The following is a 15,943-nucleotide window of genomic DNA, read 5'->3' as shown; positions in this document are numbered from 1 at the left end:
ACTACCTGATCCGGCCCCGGCTGCGCTTTACCGAGCCTGCAAAATCCTGTTCCCTTGGCAGAGAGGACGACAACGAGGCCGGACCAAACCGGCCGCATCCAGGGGAGACCGTCATGAAGCTCGGCACAGCGATCGCGGAAATCATGAAGCGCGAGGGCATCGAGATCCTCACGGGCTATCCGGTCAACCACCTGATCGAATACGCCGCCAATGCCGACATCCGCCCGGTCATGGTGCGCCAGGAGCGCATCGGGGTGCACATGGCGGACGCGATCTCCCGCGTCACCTCGGGCCGCAGCATCGGCGCATTCTGCATGCAGCACGGCCCGGGCGCCGAGAATGCGATGGGCGGCGTCGCGCAGTGCTACGGCGAATCCGTGCCGGTGTTGGTGCTGCCGATGGGCTATGCGCGCCGGCTCGCCAACATCGACCCGAACTTCAATTCCAGCCAGGCGATGAAGGCGTTTTCGAAGTCGTCGGAGCCGATCAATATCGCGGCCGAAGTCTGCAACATCTTCCGGCGGGCGTTCACGAAACTGAAGAACGGCCGCGGCGGGCCGGTGATCGTGGAAATCCCCGCCGACATGTGGAACGAGGAGGTGCCGGAACCGCTGAACTACACGCCGGTGCTGCGCACCCGCTACGGTGCCGACCCGGTGCATGTGAAGGAGGCCGCCGCCCTCCTCGTCAACGCAAAGCGCCCGGTGATCTATGCCGGTCAGGGCGTGCACTATGCGCAGGCCTGGCCGCAACTGAAGCGTCTTGCCGAGCGGCTCGCGATCCCGGTCACCACCAGCCTCGGCGGCAAGTCGTCCTTCCCGGAGACGCATCCGCTGTCGCTCGGCTCCGGCGGCCTCGCGGTGCCGCGCGCGGTGCCGAAATTTCTCGGCGACGCCGACGTGATCTTCGGCATCGGCTGCTCCTTCACCGAGACCTCGTTCGGCATCGCGATGCCGAAGGGCAAGACCATCATCCATTCGACGCTGGATCCGAACCACATCAACAAGGATGTCGAGGCCAAGGTGGCTCTCGTCGGCGACGCCGGCCTGGTGCTCGATGCGCTCTTGGAGGAGATCGGCAAGACCGTGACCTCCGACCGCAACGCCAGCGCGGTCGCCGAGGAGATTGCGGCGTCACACAAGGAGTGGCTCGCAAAGTGGATGCCGAAGCTGACGCACAACGAGGCGCCGCTCAATCCCTACCGCGTGCTGTGGGACCTGCAGCACACCGTCGACATCCACAACACCATCATCACCCATGACGCCGGCAGCCCGCGCGACCAGCTCTCGCCGTTCTGGAAATCGGTCGAGCCGCTGTCCTACATCGGCTGGGGCAAGACCACGCAACTCGGCTACGGCTTGGGATTGGCGATGGGCGCCAAGCTGGCCAAGCCGGACAAGCTCTGCATCAACGTCTGGGGCGATGCCGCGATCGGATTCACCGGAATGGATTTCGAGACCGCGGTGCGCGAGCGCATCCCGATCATGTCGATCCTGCTCAACAATTTCTCGATGGCGATCGAATTGAAGGTGATGCCGATCTCTACGGAAAAATACCGCTCGACCGACATCTCCGGCGACTACGCCGCAATGGCCCGCGCCTTCGGCGGCTATGGCGAGCGGGTGACCAAGCCGGAAGACATCATCCCCGCCATCAAGCGCGGCATCCAGAAGACCAGGGAAGGCGTGCCGGTGCTGCTGGAGTTCATCACCAGCAAAGAGACGGAAGTCTCGCGGCCGGGGACGTGAGACTGGCCGCATCGGTGCTCTGCTCCCTCGCCCCGCTCTCTTGTCCGCCGAAGCCCGCCTTCGGGCGAAGGCGGATGCGGGGAGAGGGTTGGGGTGAGGGGCTGTCTCCGCAACGTCGGTGAGCGACGGACTGGTGGTGAGTCCCCCTCACCCGGATCGCATCTGGCGATGCGATCCGACCTCTCCCCGCAAGCGGGGCGAGGTGAGAGGACTCCCGTAGCCCGGATGAAGCGGAGCGCAATCCGGGAATCGCGCTATCCGGCGATAGCGGTCCCCGGATTTCGCTCCGCTTCATCCGGGCTACAGGTACTTGATTTGACCTTGCCCGAACGGGCAAGCTCCCTGCCGTCAGGCAGGAGGGAAAGATGGCGCGCATCCTGGTGCTGGGAGCAGGCTTTGCCGGGCTGTGGGCCGCGCTCGGCGCGGCGCGCAAGCGCGACGAGATCGGCGCGCGGGCTGATGATACCGAGATCCTGGTCGTCGACCGCAACGCCTATCACAACATCCGGGTGCGCAATTACGAGGTCGATCTCAGCGACGTCGCGCTGCCGCTGGCCGGCCTGCTCGATCCCGTCGGCGTCCATCACATGGTGGCCGAGGTCGAGGCGATCGATCCGGCCGCACGGCAAGTCGCGGTGAGCAGCAGCTCCGGTAAGCAGGTTCTCGCCTACGACCGGCTGGTGCTGACGACCGGCAGCGAGCTGGTGCGCCCCGCCATTCCAGGCCTCGCCATCCATGGCTTCGATGTCGATACCTATGACGCCGCGATCGAACTTGAAAAGCACCTCGCGGCGCTTGGCAACCAGCCGCCATCGCTGGCGCGTTCGACGGTGGTTGTTGTCGGCGCCGGCTTCACCGGGATCGAGGTCGCGACCGAGATGCCGGCCAGGCTTGCGCGCGCCGGCATCACCACTGACCGCCGCGTCATCCTGATCGATCCCAACCCGGTTGTCGGCGCGACTTTTGGCGCGCACGGACGCCCCGTGATCAACGAGGCGCTGTCGGCGCTCGGCGTCGAGACCCGGCTGAGTGTCAGGGTCAACGCCGTCGACGCCGGCAGCATCACCTTGAGCTCGGGCGAGACCATTCCGACCGAGACTGTGGTGTGGTGCGCCGGCATGCGCGCCAGTCCGCTCGCCGCGGCTCTTGCGGTCGAGCGCGACGGGCTCGGCCGCCTCGCCGTCGACCACTTCATGCGCGCCGAAGGCCTCACCGGCGTATTCGCCGCCGGCGACGTCGCCGCCTGCCTGATCGACGGCACGCATCCGACCGTGATGTCCTGCCAGTTCGCGCGGCCGATGGGCCGCTTCGCCGGCCACAATGTGGTCGCCGATCTCTTCGGCGAAAAACTGCTGCCGCTCACCATCGACTGGTATGTCACCGTGCTCGACCTCGGCGCCTGGGGCGCGCTCTACACCACCGGCTGGGACCGCGAGGTGCACACCACGGGCGCGGCAGCCAAGGTGACCAAGCAGACCATCAACCAGCAGCGCATCTATCCGCCGCGCGACGGCGACCGCGCCGCGCTGCTCGCCGCGGCGGCGCCGACGATCCAGACCGCGCCAAAGACGAAGACGTAGTTTCCGTCGCTCGTGTTCTCCCCGCCGTCATTGCGAGGAGCGAAGCGACGAAGCAATCCATCTACCCCGAGTGGAGTGATGGATTGCTTCGCTTCGCTCGCAATGACGGTGGTGAGGCTTTTCCTTACTGCGACAGCTTCACGAAGTTCGGAAACTTCATCTCGCCCTCGGCGATCGCCTTCGGCCAGACCGTGATCTGCTTGCCGCCCTGCCACTGGAACACCAGGCCGGTCACCGCGCCCGGGCCGGACTTGATGCCGTGGGTGAACTCGTCGCTCTTGCCGTAAAACTGGATCTTGCCGATCGTGCCCTCGAAATCGGTCTTCTCGAGCTCGGCGATCATCTTGTCCGGATCGGTCGAGCCGGCGCGCTGGATCGCTTCCGCGATGATGTAGACCTCGTCATAGGCGGTGTAGCCGGTATAAGCCGGCGGGGTGCCGAACTTGGCCTTGAACGCCGCCGCAAACGGTTTGGTCTTCGGCGTCACCGCAACGTCGGGGGTGGCGACCGCGAGCGACGGCACGCCCTCGGCGGCGGCGTTGGTGTCGGCCCAGAACGTCGGGCTGAGCGCCTGCGCACTGATGCCGAACATCGGGATCGGCACCTGCTGGTTCTTCCACTGCACCGTCGGCTGCACGCCGACATGCGAGATGCCGGTCACGATCACGTCGGGCTTGGCCGCCTCGATCTTGTTGAAGATCGGCGTGAAGTCGGTGGTATCGGGCGAGAAGCGGATGTGCTCGACCACCTTCAGCCCGGCCTTCGGCAGGCAGGCCTCGTAGCCGACGTCGAGCGGCTTGGTCCACGCCGCATCCTCGCTCATGATCGCCGCCGACTTGAACTTGAGCTTGTCGGCGAGCAGCTCCTTGGCGGCATCGCAGACCAGTTGCGCCTGCGCGGCCGACGTCAGGTAGCCGTGGAAGGTGTACTTGTTCTTCTCATAGTCGTTGTGAATCGCCTTGGTGATCTCGTTCGACGCGGCGCCGGGCGTGATCAGCGGCATCTTCAGCCGCGCCGCCCATGGCTCCAGCGCCAGCACCACCTCGCTGATGTAGCTCGCGATCACGGCCGAGACCTTGTCCTCGCTGACCGCGCGCTGGAAGGCGCGCACCGAGTCCGCCGACGACGACTTGTTGTCGTAGGTGACGATTTCGATCTTGCGGCCCATCACGCCGCCCTTGGCGTTGATCTCGTCGGCCGCGATCTGCGCGCCGCCCGGTGTCGCCGCGCCCGCGATCGACTGCACCTCGGCGATGACGCCGATCTTGATCGGATCCTTGGACTGCGCATAGGCCGGCGCCGCGAGGCATAGCGCGAGCGCGGAGGCCAGCAGGCTCGCGCGGGCGGCGGTTGAATGGATGGACATCATGATCTCCCTTGCTTTGCTTTGTTGTTAATCTTCCAACGTCAGAGAAAATCCTTGCCGGCCTCCGCGGCGAACCGGCCGGGATCGCCCTCCCACACGATCCGCGCGTGCTCCAGCACATAGACGCGGTCGGCATGGGGAAGCGCGAAGGTCACGTTCTGCTCGCCGAGCAGCACCGTGATCCTGGTGGTCTGCCGCAGCTTCTCCAGCGCCTTCGACAGCAGCTCGAGGATCACGGGCGCAAGCCCCAGCGTCGGCTCGTCGAGGATCAGGATCTGCGGCTGCATCATCAGCGCGCGGCCGATCGCCAGCATTTGCTGTTCGCCGCCGGACAGCGTCTGCGCCATCTGGCCCTGCCGCTCCTTCAGGATCGGGAACAGCTCGAACAGCCAGGCCAGCTGTTTGGCCCGCGCGGCGTCGTCGAGATGCTGGCCGCCAAGATCGAGATTTTCCCGCACCGTCATCTCGCCGAACAGCTCGCGCGATTCCGGGCACTGCACAAGGCCCGAGCGGGCGATCTTGGCGGGACCCCTGCCGCGCAGCTCCTGGCCGCCGCGGAGGATCTCGCCGGTGTACGGCAGGAAGCCGGAGATGGTGTTGAACAGCGTGGTCTTGCCGGCGCCGTTGAGCCCGACGATCGAGACGAACTCGCCCTCATGGACGTGGATCGAGACGTTCTCCAGCGCCTGCGCCTTGCCGTAATGCACGCTGACGTCATCGACCTGCAGCAGCGGCACCTTGTCCTTGAACGAGGTTTCGGGGCGCGCATGGGTCTCGATCGCGCCGCCGAGATAGACCCGCCGCACCGTCTCGTTCTTCATCACGTCCTCGGCGCGGCCGGTCGTGATCTCCTCGCCGAGATACATCGCGAGCACGCGGTCGACCAGTGCCGCGACGCTCTTGACGTTGTGGTCGACCAGCATCACCGCGCGGCCCTCGTCGCGGAAGCTGCGGATCAGCGCGGAGAAGGTGCCGACCTCGGCGCTGGTGAGGCCCGCAAACGGCTCGTCGACCAGCACCACCTTTGGATCGCGCGCAATGGCTTTCGCCAGCTCCAGCCGGCGCAGATCGGCGAACGGCAGCGTCGGCGGGCGGCGGTCCATCACCGCCCCGAGCCCGACGCGCTCGGCGATCCATTTGGCGCGCTCGGTCAGCGCCTTGTCGGGAAACAGCATGAACAGGCTGTCCGGCAGCAGCGCGACCATGATGTTCTCCAGCACGGTCTGCCGGTTCAGCGGCCGCGAGTGCTGGAACACCATGCCAAAGCCCTTGCGCGCGATCTTGTGCGCCGGCAGGCCGGCGACGTTCTCGCCCTCGAACAGCACTTCGCCTGCAGTCGGGCGCTCGATGCCCATCACGCTCTTCATCGCGGTCGACTTGCCGGAGCCGTTCGGCCCGATCAGGCCGAGGATCTCGCCGGGATGCAACTCGAAGGAGAGATTCTTCACGGCCGTGAGGCCGCCAAATCTCTTGGTGAGTCCGCGAACGCTGAGGGTTGCAGTGGTCACAGTCTGGTCCATCAGGAGCGCGCCTCGCGTGACAGGGCCGCTCCGAGGAAACCGCCGGGGAAGAACAGGACGACGAGCAGCGCCACCGCCGAGACGATGAAGGTGGCAAGCTCGCCGGTCGGACGCAGAAATTCACCGGCGACGATCAGGAAGATCGCCCCCAGCGCCGCGCCGAGCACGGTGCGCCTGCCGCCGAGCACGGCGGAGACGATCACGTTGACGCCGACCGCGACGTCGACGACGGTGCCGACCGAGGCGGTGCCGAAGTAGAACACGAGCAGCGCGCCCGACAATCCCGAGAAGAACGCGCTGACGATGAACGCCGCGAGCTTGTGCTTGACGATGTTGAAGCCGAGCGCGCCGGCCTGCACCGGATCCTGCCCGCTCGCCTGCAGCACCAGGCCGACCGGCGATTGCGAAAGCCCGTAGAGGATCGCGGCGCTGATGGTCATGAAGCCGAGCGCGATCCAGTAGTTGGCGCCGGCATTGATGGTGATGACGTCAGGAATGGTCAGCCCGATCTCGCCGCCGGTGAGATCTGCGAACACGACGACAAAATTCTGCAGCATCAAGACCGCGACCAGCGTGGTGAGGCCGAAATACGGCCCCCTCACCCGCAGCGCCGGCAGCGCGAGGACAAAGCCCGCGACCACCGAGGCCAACGCGCCGAGCAGGATGCAGAGATAGACCGACCAGCCGAACTGGTTGTTGAGGATGCCGGCTGTGTAGGCGCCGGTGCCAATCAAAAAGGTCGGGCCGAAATTGACCTCGCCGGCGAAGCCGAACAAGAGATCCCAGGCCATCGCGAACACGCCGAAATAGAACGCGACGGTGAGCAGCCCGAGGACATAGCCGGAGACATAGAGCGGCAGCGTCGCGGCGACCACGACGCAGGCGAGCGAGATGAAGAACAGCCGCGAGGTGAAGAACGTGGCCATCTCAGCGCCTCCCGAGCAGGCCTTGAGGCCGGATATACATCACGAACACCAGCAGCAGCAGCGCCGGAATGGTGCGGTAGGCCGGCGAGATCAGATAGGCCGTCAGCGTCTCGAGATAGCCGACCACGAACGCTGCGATCAGCGAGCCGGACACGCTGCCGAGGCCCCCTAACACCACGATCGAGAACGCGCTCGCGGTGAGCGGCCCGACGCTGTAGGAGCTTACGCCGAGGAACATGCCGAGCAGCACGCCGGCGATGCCGGCGAGGATGCCGTAGATCGCCCACACCACAATGTAGATCTGGGTGAGCTCGAGCCCGAGCAAGGTGACGCCGCGCGGGTTCATCGAGGCCGCCAGCACCGCCTTGCCGGTGCGGGTGCGGTTCACCAAGAGCCACAGCAGGCCGATCACGAGGCAGCACACCAGCGCGGTGAAGATATTGTTGCGCGGTGTGCGGTTGCCGAAGATATCGACGACGCCCTCGACGATCGGCAGCACCGTCTTGGCGTTGTTGGTGAAGAAATAGGCGATCAGCTCCTGGATCATGATGCCCCACAGCAGGGTGCCGGTGAGGACGAAGATTTCCTTCTCCTCGTTGGGGATCCGCCTGGAGTTCTGGATCGGCTTCACCACCGCGAAATAGGTCGCGAACGAGACGACCAGCGCCACGCCGACACCGAACAGCGCGCCGCTGTAGATGTCGAGGTGCAGCACGCTGGCCGCGGCCCAGGCCGCCACCGCCGCGGCCACCATGATGGCACCGTGGGAGAGATTGAGCACGCCGGAGACCCCGAAGATCAGGGTGAAGCCGGTGGCGCCGAGGGCATAGAGGGCACTGATGGCAAAGCCATCGATCAGGATTTGTAACGCAAGCATCTCATACTGGCCGCGGCAGCGGCGCTGCCTGTTGTGGAGGACGCGGAACTGAATAGCGATGCTCCCGGGCGAGGCCCGGGAGCACGATCATCAGTCAATTGGTGGTCGCCTTGACGAAGCTCGGGAACTTGAGCTCGGCCTTGGCCACTTCCTTCGGCCAGACCGCGACCTGCTTGCCGCCCTGCCACTGCAGCATCAGCCCGGTGATCAGGCCCTTGCCGTATTTGATCGAATGGGTGAACGGATCGTCCTTGCCGTAGAACTGGACGCGCCCGATGGTGCCTTCCCAATCGGTCTTTTCCAGCGCCGCGACCATCTTGTCGGCCTCAACAGAGCCGGCGCGTTTCACTGCGTCGGCGATGTAGTAGACCTCGTCATAGGCGGTGTAGCCCGCATAGGACGGATAGTTGCCGAACCGCTTCTTGAAGGCTTCCGCGAACGGCACCGACTTCGGCGTCACCGCGACGTTCGGGCCCGACACGCCCTGATACAGCACGCCCTCGGCGGCGTCGTTGGTGTCCTTGCCAAAGGTCTCGTTGGTCGCCTGCGAGGAGATGCCGAACATCGGGATCGGCACCTGCTGGTTCTTCCACTGCACCGTCGGCTGCACGCCGACATGCGAGATGCCGGTGATGATGACGTCGGGCTTCGCCGCCTCGATCTTGTTGAAGATCGGCGTGAAGTCGGTGGTGTCGGGCGAGAAGCGGATGTGGTCGACGACCTTGAGCCCGATCTTCGGCAGGCACTCCTCGTAGCCGACGTCGAGCGGCTTGGTCCAGGCGGCGTCCTCGCTCATGATCACCGCGGTCTTCATGTGCTTCTGATCGACCAGGAGATCCTTGGCGGAATCGCACACCGACAGCGCCAGCGCCGCCGAGGTCAGATAGCCGTGGAAAGTGTACTTGTTCTTCTCGTAGTCGGCGTGAACGCTCTTGCTGATCTCGTTGGAGGCCGCGCCCGGCGTCACGAACGGCGTCTTCAGCCGCGAGGCCCACGGCTCGAGCGCCAGCACCACCTCGCTGATGTAGCTGGAGATGACTGCGTTGACCTTGTCCTCGTTCACCGCGCGCTGGAACGCGCGCACCGAGTCGGCCGAGGACGAGTGATTGTCGTAGGTGACGATTTCGATCTTGCGGCCGTCGACGCCGCCCTTGGCGTTGATCTCATCGGCGGCGAGCTGCGCGGCCTGCGGGATCGACGCGCCGGCGATCGCCTGGGCTTCGGCGATCACGCCGATCTTGAGTGTATCCGCGGCCAGCGCACCACTCGGGGCTGCCGCCACCAGGCCCAGAACAGCTACTCCCGCGAGTTGTTGCAACGCATGAAACGGCACTCGGGATGTTTTTCTCACCTTGTTTCACTCCTTCTTGTTCTTCGGCTGCTTCGAGCTCTCTTGGGCCCGCTTGGGCCTTTCTTTGGGCCGCGACTATAGCCGCGACAAAATGCGCAGCAAGTGAAACCGCACGCAGATCGCCATGCGTTGATGGCAACTAAAGTAGTGGGTCGATGCCGACGGATTGAACAAGGAGTAGGCAGCACCGGACATATCGTGGGACGAGCTAGAATCGTTGGGCGGATGAACGAAGCGTAATCCGCCCGACGGAACGCGAGAGCAAGGACCGTAGGATGGGTGGAGCGAAGCGAAACCTATCATCTCACCGCGGACGAATTGATGGGTTTCGCCGAGTTTATCATCGGGCCGCGCGCAGCGCGAACCCGTTGGCTCTACTCCATCCCACAAGTGTGACGGACTGTGACCGCCCGACGGGCAAGTCAGCCCAAAAACCTGTCAATCCCCGCGCGCAAAAATATTTCGCTTTTTCGGAAGGACAACTCGGTGTATGGTCTGCCCGTCTCACCCGATCGAGGGGCGCTGCGCATCGTCATAGTGTTGCGGTGAGATGCGGTGGACGTTTCGCATGTCAGTGACGACAGCATGCGAGGCGGACGGTGAAGTCGTGCAGGCCTGACGCCCTAGTGGCAGGTGTCCTCTCGCAAAACGCGCAAGCGTTTTTGCGAAAGCGGTGACAAAAAAGCCCAGTCTCGCCGGGGAGAGCACGTATAAGCCGTAACCCATCGCGCAGGGAAAGCCGGGTTGTTTCCGGTTACACCTGTGGTCCTACCCCGGTGCTTTTTTGTTGCACCGGGCCCATGGGTGCGATCGGCACCCGGCTTTCCCTGCGCCCTCTGTTCTCAGAGCGGCGAAACGAAAAGCAAAGCTCGGACAAATCATGTCGCGAGATGGCAACACTGCGTCCCCACCCACAACTGTCATCGCCCGGCCTGTGCGCAATTGCGCACATGGACCGGGCGATCCAGTACGCCGCGGCCTCTCGGCTCAATCACGACCGTCTCTGGAATGGATCACCAGCTGTTTGAAACGTGAAGCCGCGCCAGGCGAATTTTGCGTCGCGGAAACGTGAATGTGCGCACGCAAACGACCGCAATCGCACGACAATCGCGGTCCCGTTCCGGCTTGCCCGGCGGCTATTTTTGGCGCTAAAGCCGCTGGCGCAGCATGGATTCCCAACCGGCGCGGGAGATTCGACGACCTCGGCCGGCCGGCTGTCCGCCGCCCCTGGCGTCGCACCCGCTCACGTTGCGGCGCCGAACAGACGATGAATGACCAACCCATGGACGCCGATCTGAGGCGCAGGATCGACGAGCTCGAACAGCAACTGCAATGTGCGGTGGTCGAGACCGGCCGCGTGCAAGGCGAGCTGGCGGCCGCGCGCGACCGCGAGGCCCAGGCGCTGGAATGGCAGACCGCGACCGCCGAGATCCTGAAGGTCATCGCCGCCTCACCCTCCGACGCGCAGCCGGCATTCGAGGCGATCGCCTCGAACGCCAAGCGGCTGCTGCGCGGCTTCTCGGCCACCGTGCTCCGCTTCATCGGCGACGAGCTGCATCTGGTGGCGTACACGCCGACCAGCCCCGAGGCCGACGCCGGCCTGCGGGCCTCGTTCCCGCGCCACATCGCGGCGTTCCCGACCTTCGCATTGGTCCGCGGCGGCGAGACCGTGCAATTCCCCGACAGCGAAGCCGACGAGGTTCCGGAGCCGAACAGGCGGCTGGCGCGGCTGCGCGGCTTTCGCAGCGTGCTGTTCACCCCGCTGATGAACCGCGGCACCGCCGTCGGCATGATCAGCATCACGCGCGCGGAGCCCGGCGCCTTTGCCGCCCACCACGTGCAATTGCTGCAGACCTTTGCCGACCAGGCCGTGATCGCGATCGAGAACGCGCGCCTGTTCAACGAAACGCGCGCGGCGCTGGAGCGGCAGACCGCGACCGCCGAGATCCTCAACGCCATTGCCAGTTCGCCGACCGATGTGCGCCCGGTGTTCGACGCCATCTCCGAAAGCGCGCGGCGGCTGCTCGCCGGCCAGACCGCGCTGGTGACGCGCGTCGTCGGCGACATGCTGCATCTGGCGGCGTGCACGGCCGGAAGCTCGGAGGGCGACGCCGAGATCCGGATTTCGTTCCCCTCCCCGCTCAGCTCGCGCGCGATCCACAGCCGGGTCGCAGAGACCGGGAAGATCGCATTCCGCACCGATGTCGAAACCGAACCCGACGTTCCCCAGGCCGTGAAAGACATGGCCCGCGCCCGCGGCTATCGCAGCATCCTCGTGGTGCCGATGCTCCGCGAGGGCGTCGCAATCGGCACCATCGGCGTCTCGCGCGCCGAGCCGGGTGCGTTCCCCGAGGCCCAGATCAACCTGCTCAAGACCTTCGCCGATCAGGCCGTGATCGCGATCGAGAACGCGCGGCTGTTCGAGCAGTTGCAGGCGCGCACGGCCGAGCTCGCAAGATCGCTCGACGATCTGCGCGCCGCGCAGGACCGCCTGGTGCAGACCGAGAAGCTCGCCTCGCTCGGCCAGCTCACCGCCGGCATCGCGCACGAGATCAAGAACCCGCTCAACTTCGTCAACAATTTTGCCGCGCTCTCGGCCGAACTGACGGACGAGCTGAACGAGGTGCTCGCACCCGTCGCGCTCGCGGACGGCGCCCGCGGCGAAATCGATGAGCTGACCGGGCTATTGAAGGGCAACCTGCAGAAGATCGTGCAGCACGGCAAGCGTGCCGATTCCATCGTCAAGAACATGCTGTTGCATTCGCGCAGCGGCAGCGGCGAGCACCGGCCGACCGACGTCAATGCGCTGGTCGAGGAAAGCCTCAACCTCGCCTATCACGGCGCGCGCGCCGAGAGGCCCCAGTTCAACGTCACGCTTGGGCGCGCGTTCGATCCCGAGGCCGGCGCGATCGAAGCGTTTCCGCAAGAGATCACGCGGGTGCTGCTCAATCTGATCTCCAACGGCTTCTATGCCGTGGACAAGCGTTGCAGCCGGGGCGAGGCCGGATTCGAGCCCACGGTGAGCGCCAGCACGCGAAGCCGCGGCGATTTCGTCGAGATCAGCATCCGCGACAACGGCGTCGGCATCCCGCCCGAGGTCAAGGACAAGATGTACAATCCGTTCTTCACGACCAAGCCGCCGGGCGAAGGCACGGGGCTCGGGCTCTCCATGAGTCACGACATCATCGTGAAGCAGCACGGCGGCAGGATCGATGTCGCGACCGAACCCGGAGAATTCACCGAGTTCACTATTCTGCTGCCGCGCAGGAGCAGTTTTTCCAACGGTACCAGGGGATAAACGTGAGTGTATTGGTTCTGGTGGTGGATGACGAGCCGGACATCGAGGTCCTGTTCCGGCAACAATTCCGCCGCGACCTGCGCGCCCAGCGCTTCATGATGGATTTCGCCCATTCGGCGACACAGGCGTTGAGCCGGATCGGCGATACCGGCGAGCGAACGCTGATCCTCATCCTCTCCGACATCAACATGCCCGGGATGAGCGGGCTCGAGATGCTGCCGGAGGTACGCTCCCGCCGGCCCGACGTTCCCGTCATCATGATCACCGCCTACGGCGATGCCGAGACGCGGCGCAAGGCTCTGGAGCACGGCGCCGAGGGCCTGCTGACGAAGCCGATCGATTTCGGTCAGGTCCGCCAGGAGATCGAGGCGCGACTGGAGCGGGCCGCATGACCTCGACCGTTCTCGTGGTCGACGACGAGCCCGATCTGGAAGCGCTCGTCCTGCAGCGATTCCGCCGGCAGATTCGCGACCGGCGCATCGACTTCGTATTCGCGCGCGATGGTGTCGAGGCGCTGCAGTCGATCGAGCGGCATCCGCATGTCGATCTCGTGGTGCTCGACATCAACATGCCGCGGATGGACGGGCTGTCGCTGCTGGCGCGGCTGCAGGAGCGCGAGGACAAGAAGTCGGCCATCATCGTCTCGGCCTATGGCGACATGAGCAACATCCGCACCGCGATGAATCGCGGCGCGTTCGACTTCCTGACCAAGCCGATCGATTTCGCCGACCTGGAAGCGACCATCCTGAAAACCCTCGGGCATATCGAGGTGCTGCGCGAGGCACGCCGCCGCCAGGCGGAGGCCGAACGTGCCCACGCCTCGCTGTCGCGCTATTTCTCGCCCGAACTCGCCAAGCGCCTTGCCGCCGGCGATGACGGCGATGAGATGCAGGTGCGCTGGCGCGACGTCGCCGTGATCTTCACCGACATTACCGGCTTCACCTCGCTGGTCGAGAGCGCCGAGGCCGAGGTGCTGGCGGAACTGCTCAACGAATATGTCGGCGGTCTCACCGATGTCGTGTTCGCCCATGACGGCACGGTGGCGAAGGTGATCGGCGACGCCATCCAGGTGCTGTTCAATGCGCCCGGCGACCAGGCCGATTACGCCACCCGCGCGATCGCCTGCGCGCAGGCGCTCGATCTCTGGGCGGAGGCGTTTCGCGCCCGTTGGAAAGACAAGGGCGTCGATTTCGGCGTCACGCGGATCGGCGTGCATGCCGGCCCGGCGCTGGTCGGCAATTTCGGCGGCGACCGCTTCTTCGACTACACGGCCTATGGCGACACCATCAACATCGCCGCAAGGCTCGAGGCCGCCAACAAGGTGCTGGGCACGCGGATCTGCGTCAGCGACACCGTCGCGAACACCGCCGAAAAGTTTCGGGGGCGGCCGGTCGGAGATCTCGTGCTGCGCGGCCGCAGCGAGCCGCTGCGCGCCCATGAGCCGCTATCGCCGGCCGCGTTCGACGGGGCGGCCGCGGCGCAATACGCAAGCGCCTTCGCCAAGCTCGAGTCCGGGGATATCGCGGCGATGCCGGCGTTCGCCGCGCTGGTCGGCATCCATGCCGACGATCCGCTCGCGAGCTATCATTTGCGGCGGCTGCTCAACGGCGCCAAGGGCGCGCGCGTGCAACTGGAGTGAGGCGCAATGAACCGCCGGCCCCTACTCCGCCATCTCGACCGGTGCCGTGCCGGGCCCGGCGAGCGGGCGCTCTTCCATGATGATCATGCAGACCGCGGCGGTGGTCAGCAGCGCGGCGGCGGCGGCGAACACGTAGCGAAACGCGGTGATCATGTCGGCGACCGGGATGGCGCTCACCGCGCCCGCGGCATGATGCTCGCTGGCGAGCGAGATGTCGGAGCCCAAAGTCATCAGCAGGATCGTGGTGAAGGCGGCCACCGTGAACGAGGCCAGCAGCGCGCGGAAGAAGTTCATCGCGCCGGTCACGGTGCCGACCTGCGCCCGCGCCACCGAGTTCTGCAGCGACACCACGCTGACCGGGAACGTGGTGCCGAGCCCGAGCGCGAACACGCCCATCAGCGTCAGCAGGCCCCACAGCGGCAAGGTCGTCACCGCCATGCCGACGGCGCAGATCGCGGCAACCGAGGTGCCGACGATCGCGACGCGCTTGTAGTGCTTGGCCTTCGCCATGGTCCGTCCGGCGATCGCCGCACCGCAGGTCGAGATCGCGGCGAGCGGGATCAGCGCGAGGCCGGCCTCGCTGGCGCTGAGATGGTAGACCACCTCGTAGTAGAGCGGCAGGTGCACGGTCAGCCCGACGATGGCACCGAGCGCGCAGCCGCCGGCGCACATCGCGAACGGCACCACCGAACCGCCGAGCAGCGACAGCGGCAGGAACGGCTCATCGGCCCGGCGGGCGTGCCAGACGAAGGCGCCGGCGAGCGCGATCGAGGCCCCGAGCATCGCGGTGATGGTCGGCGACAGCCAGGACAGGCGCGTGCCGCCCCAGGTCAGCACCAGCATGAACACGACGGCCGATGCCATCAGCAGGATGCCGCCAAGCCAGTCGACCTCGCGCTTGCGGTGGAACACCGGGATCTTTTTCATCTTCGGCAGCAGCAGCGCCAGCCCGGCGGCTGCAAGCGGCAGGTTGATCCAGAAGATCATCGACCAGTGCAGATGCTCGGCAAACACGCCGCCGATCACGGGACCGAGAATGCCGCCGGCCATCCAGACGCTGGAGAAATAGGCCTGGTAGCGGCCGCGCTCGCGCGGGGACACCACGTCGGAGATCACGGTCTGGACCACAGGCATGATGCCGCCGCCGCCGAGACCTTGCAGGCCGCGGGCGAGGATCAGCATCGTCATGCTCGGCGCGATCGCGCACAGGATCGACCCGACCACGAACAGGCTGAGCGAGGTGATGATCATGGCGCGGCGGCCGTAGATGTCGCTCAAGGTGCCGAACACCGGCGCCACGGCGGTGGACGCCAGCAAATAGGACGTGATCACCCAGGACAGATTGGTGACGTCGCCGAACTGGCGGCCGATGGTCGGCAGCGCGGTCGCGACGATGGTCTGGTCGAGCGCGGCCAGGAACATCGTCAGCATCAGGCTGATGACGATGGTGCGGACTTCGTCGTGGGTGAGCGGGACCGGCGGCGCCAGCGGCGGCGCGTCGCTCAGTTCGATCACCTCGCTCGGGAGACGGGACAGCTCGTCGGCAATGTCGTCAGGCAAAGTCTGCTGGTCGGCAGGAAAACGGCTCTGCCGTTCATACTTGTTCATCTGGGGCGTAATACTGGTGTCACGCAGCCC

11 protein-coding genes are annotated in these 15,943 nt (G+C 65.7%); 5 read left to right on the top strand and 6 right to left on the bottom strand.

Annotated elements, in window-relative coordinates; genetic code table 11:
* The first annotated feature begins 113 nt into the window (after positions 1 to 113).
* A complete protein-coding gene (locus XH93_RS15395) occupies positions 114 to 1,748 on the top strand; it encodes a thiamine pyrophosphate-requiring protein (protein WP_194474171.1) in 1,635 nt (544 codons plus the stop codon).
* 365 nt (positions 1,749 to 2,113) lie between these two features.
* Positions 2,114 to 3,328: an NAD(P)/FAD-dependent oxidoreductase gene (locus XH93_RS15390; RefSeq protein ID WP_194474170.1), complete on the top strand. Its 1,215-nt coding sequence runs from the start codon at positions 2,114 to 2,116 to the stop codon at positions 3,326 to 3,328.
* A 124-nt stretch (positions 3,329 to 3,452) separates the two neighbouring features.
* Here XH93_RS15390 and XH93_RS15385 read toward each other — a convergent pair whose 3' ends face one another.
* From XH93_RS15385 to XH93_RS15365, 5 genes are all read right to left on the bottom strand, one after another.
* Complete coding sequence (locus tag XH93_RS15385; RefSeq protein WP_194474169.1) at positions 3,453 to 4,697, bottom strand: ABC transporter substrate-binding protein; 1,245 nt, start codon at positions 4,695 to 4,697, stop codon at positions 3,453 to 3,455.
* A 38-nt stretch (positions 4,698 to 4,735) separates the two neighbouring features.
* On the bottom strand, positions 4,736 to 6,214 hold the full coding sequence (locus tag XH93_RS15380) for an ATP-binding cassette domain-containing protein (protein ID WP_194474168.1): 1,479 nt from the start codon (positions 6,212 to 6,214) through the stop codon (positions 4,736 to 4,738).
* Entirely contained in the window at positions 6,214 to 7,140 is a 927-nt protein-coding gene (locus tag XH93_RS15375; RefSeq protein ID WP_139482337.1) for a branched-chain amino acid ABC transporter permease, read from the bottom strand. The genes XH93_RS15380 and XH93_RS15375 overlap by 1 nt, the downstream gene beginning before the upstream one ends.
* 1 nt (position 7,141) lies before the next feature.
* Positions 7,142 to 8,017 (bottom strand): branched-chain amino acid ABC transporter permease, encoded by an 876-nt coding sequence (locus XH93_RS15370; protein ID WP_194474167.1) that lies wholly within the window; start codon positions 8,015 to 8,017, stop codon positions 7,142 to 7,144.
* A gap of 94 nt (positions 8,018 to 8,111) precedes the next feature.
* The gene (locus tag XH93_RS15365; RefSeq protein WP_194475155.1) at positions 8,112 to 9,335 is read right to left on the bottom strand and encodes an ABC transporter substrate-binding protein; all 1,224 of its coding nucleotides are present in this window, start codon (positions 9,333 to 9,335) and stop codon (positions 8,112 to 8,114) included.
* Positions 9,336 to 10,635: 1,300 nt separating this feature from the next.
* Between XH93_RS15365 and XH93_RS15360 the strand changes: the two genes are divergently transcribed.
* Genes XH93_RS15360 through XH93_RS15350 form a run of 3 tightly spaced genes read left to right on the top strand, consistent with a single transcriptional unit; the run spans position 10,636 to position 14,305 of the window.
* Positions 10,636 to 12,666: a GAF domain-containing protein gene (locus XH93_RS15360; protein WP_246799628.1), complete on the top strand. Its 2,031-nt coding sequence runs from the start codon at positions 10,636 to 10,638 to the stop codon at positions 12,664 to 12,666.
* A 2-nt stretch (positions 12,667 to 12,668) separates the two neighbouring features.
* Positions 12,669 to 13,058, top strand: coding sequence for a response regulator (locus tag XH93_RS15355; protein ID WP_194474166.1), 390 nt, complete (start codon positions 12,669 to 12,671; stop codon positions 13,056 to 13,058).
* Entirely contained in the window at positions 13,055 to 14,305 is a 1,251-nt protein-coding gene (locus XH93_RS15350; protein WP_194474165.1) for an adenylate/guanylate cyclase domain-containing protein, read from the top strand. The genes XH93_RS15355 and XH93_RS15350 overlap by 4 nt, the downstream gene beginning before the upstream one ends.
* Positions 14,306 to 14,326: 21 nt before the next feature.
* On the opposite strand, the gene XH93_RS15345 is transcribed toward XH93_RS15350, so the two are convergent.
* Positions 14,327 to 15,913 carry an MDR family MFS transporter gene (locus XH93_RS15345; protein ID WP_194474164.1) on the bottom strand — a complete coding sequence of 529 codons (1,587 nt, stop codon included), beginning with the start codon at positions 15,911 to 15,913 and terminating at the stop codon, positions 14,327 to 14,329.
* Positions 15,914 to 15,943 lie beyond the last annotated feature (30 nt).

The organism is Bradyrhizobium sp. CCBAU 51753 (assembly GCF_015291565.1).
In the GTDB taxonomy this organism is placed as follows: Bacteria; Pseudomonadota; Alphaproteobacteria; order Rhizobiales; family Xanthobacteraceae; genus Bradyrhizobium; species Bradyrhizobium ivorense.
Note: the sequence above shows the minus strand (reverse complement) of the source record. Positions and strands in the feature narration are given on the sequence as shown.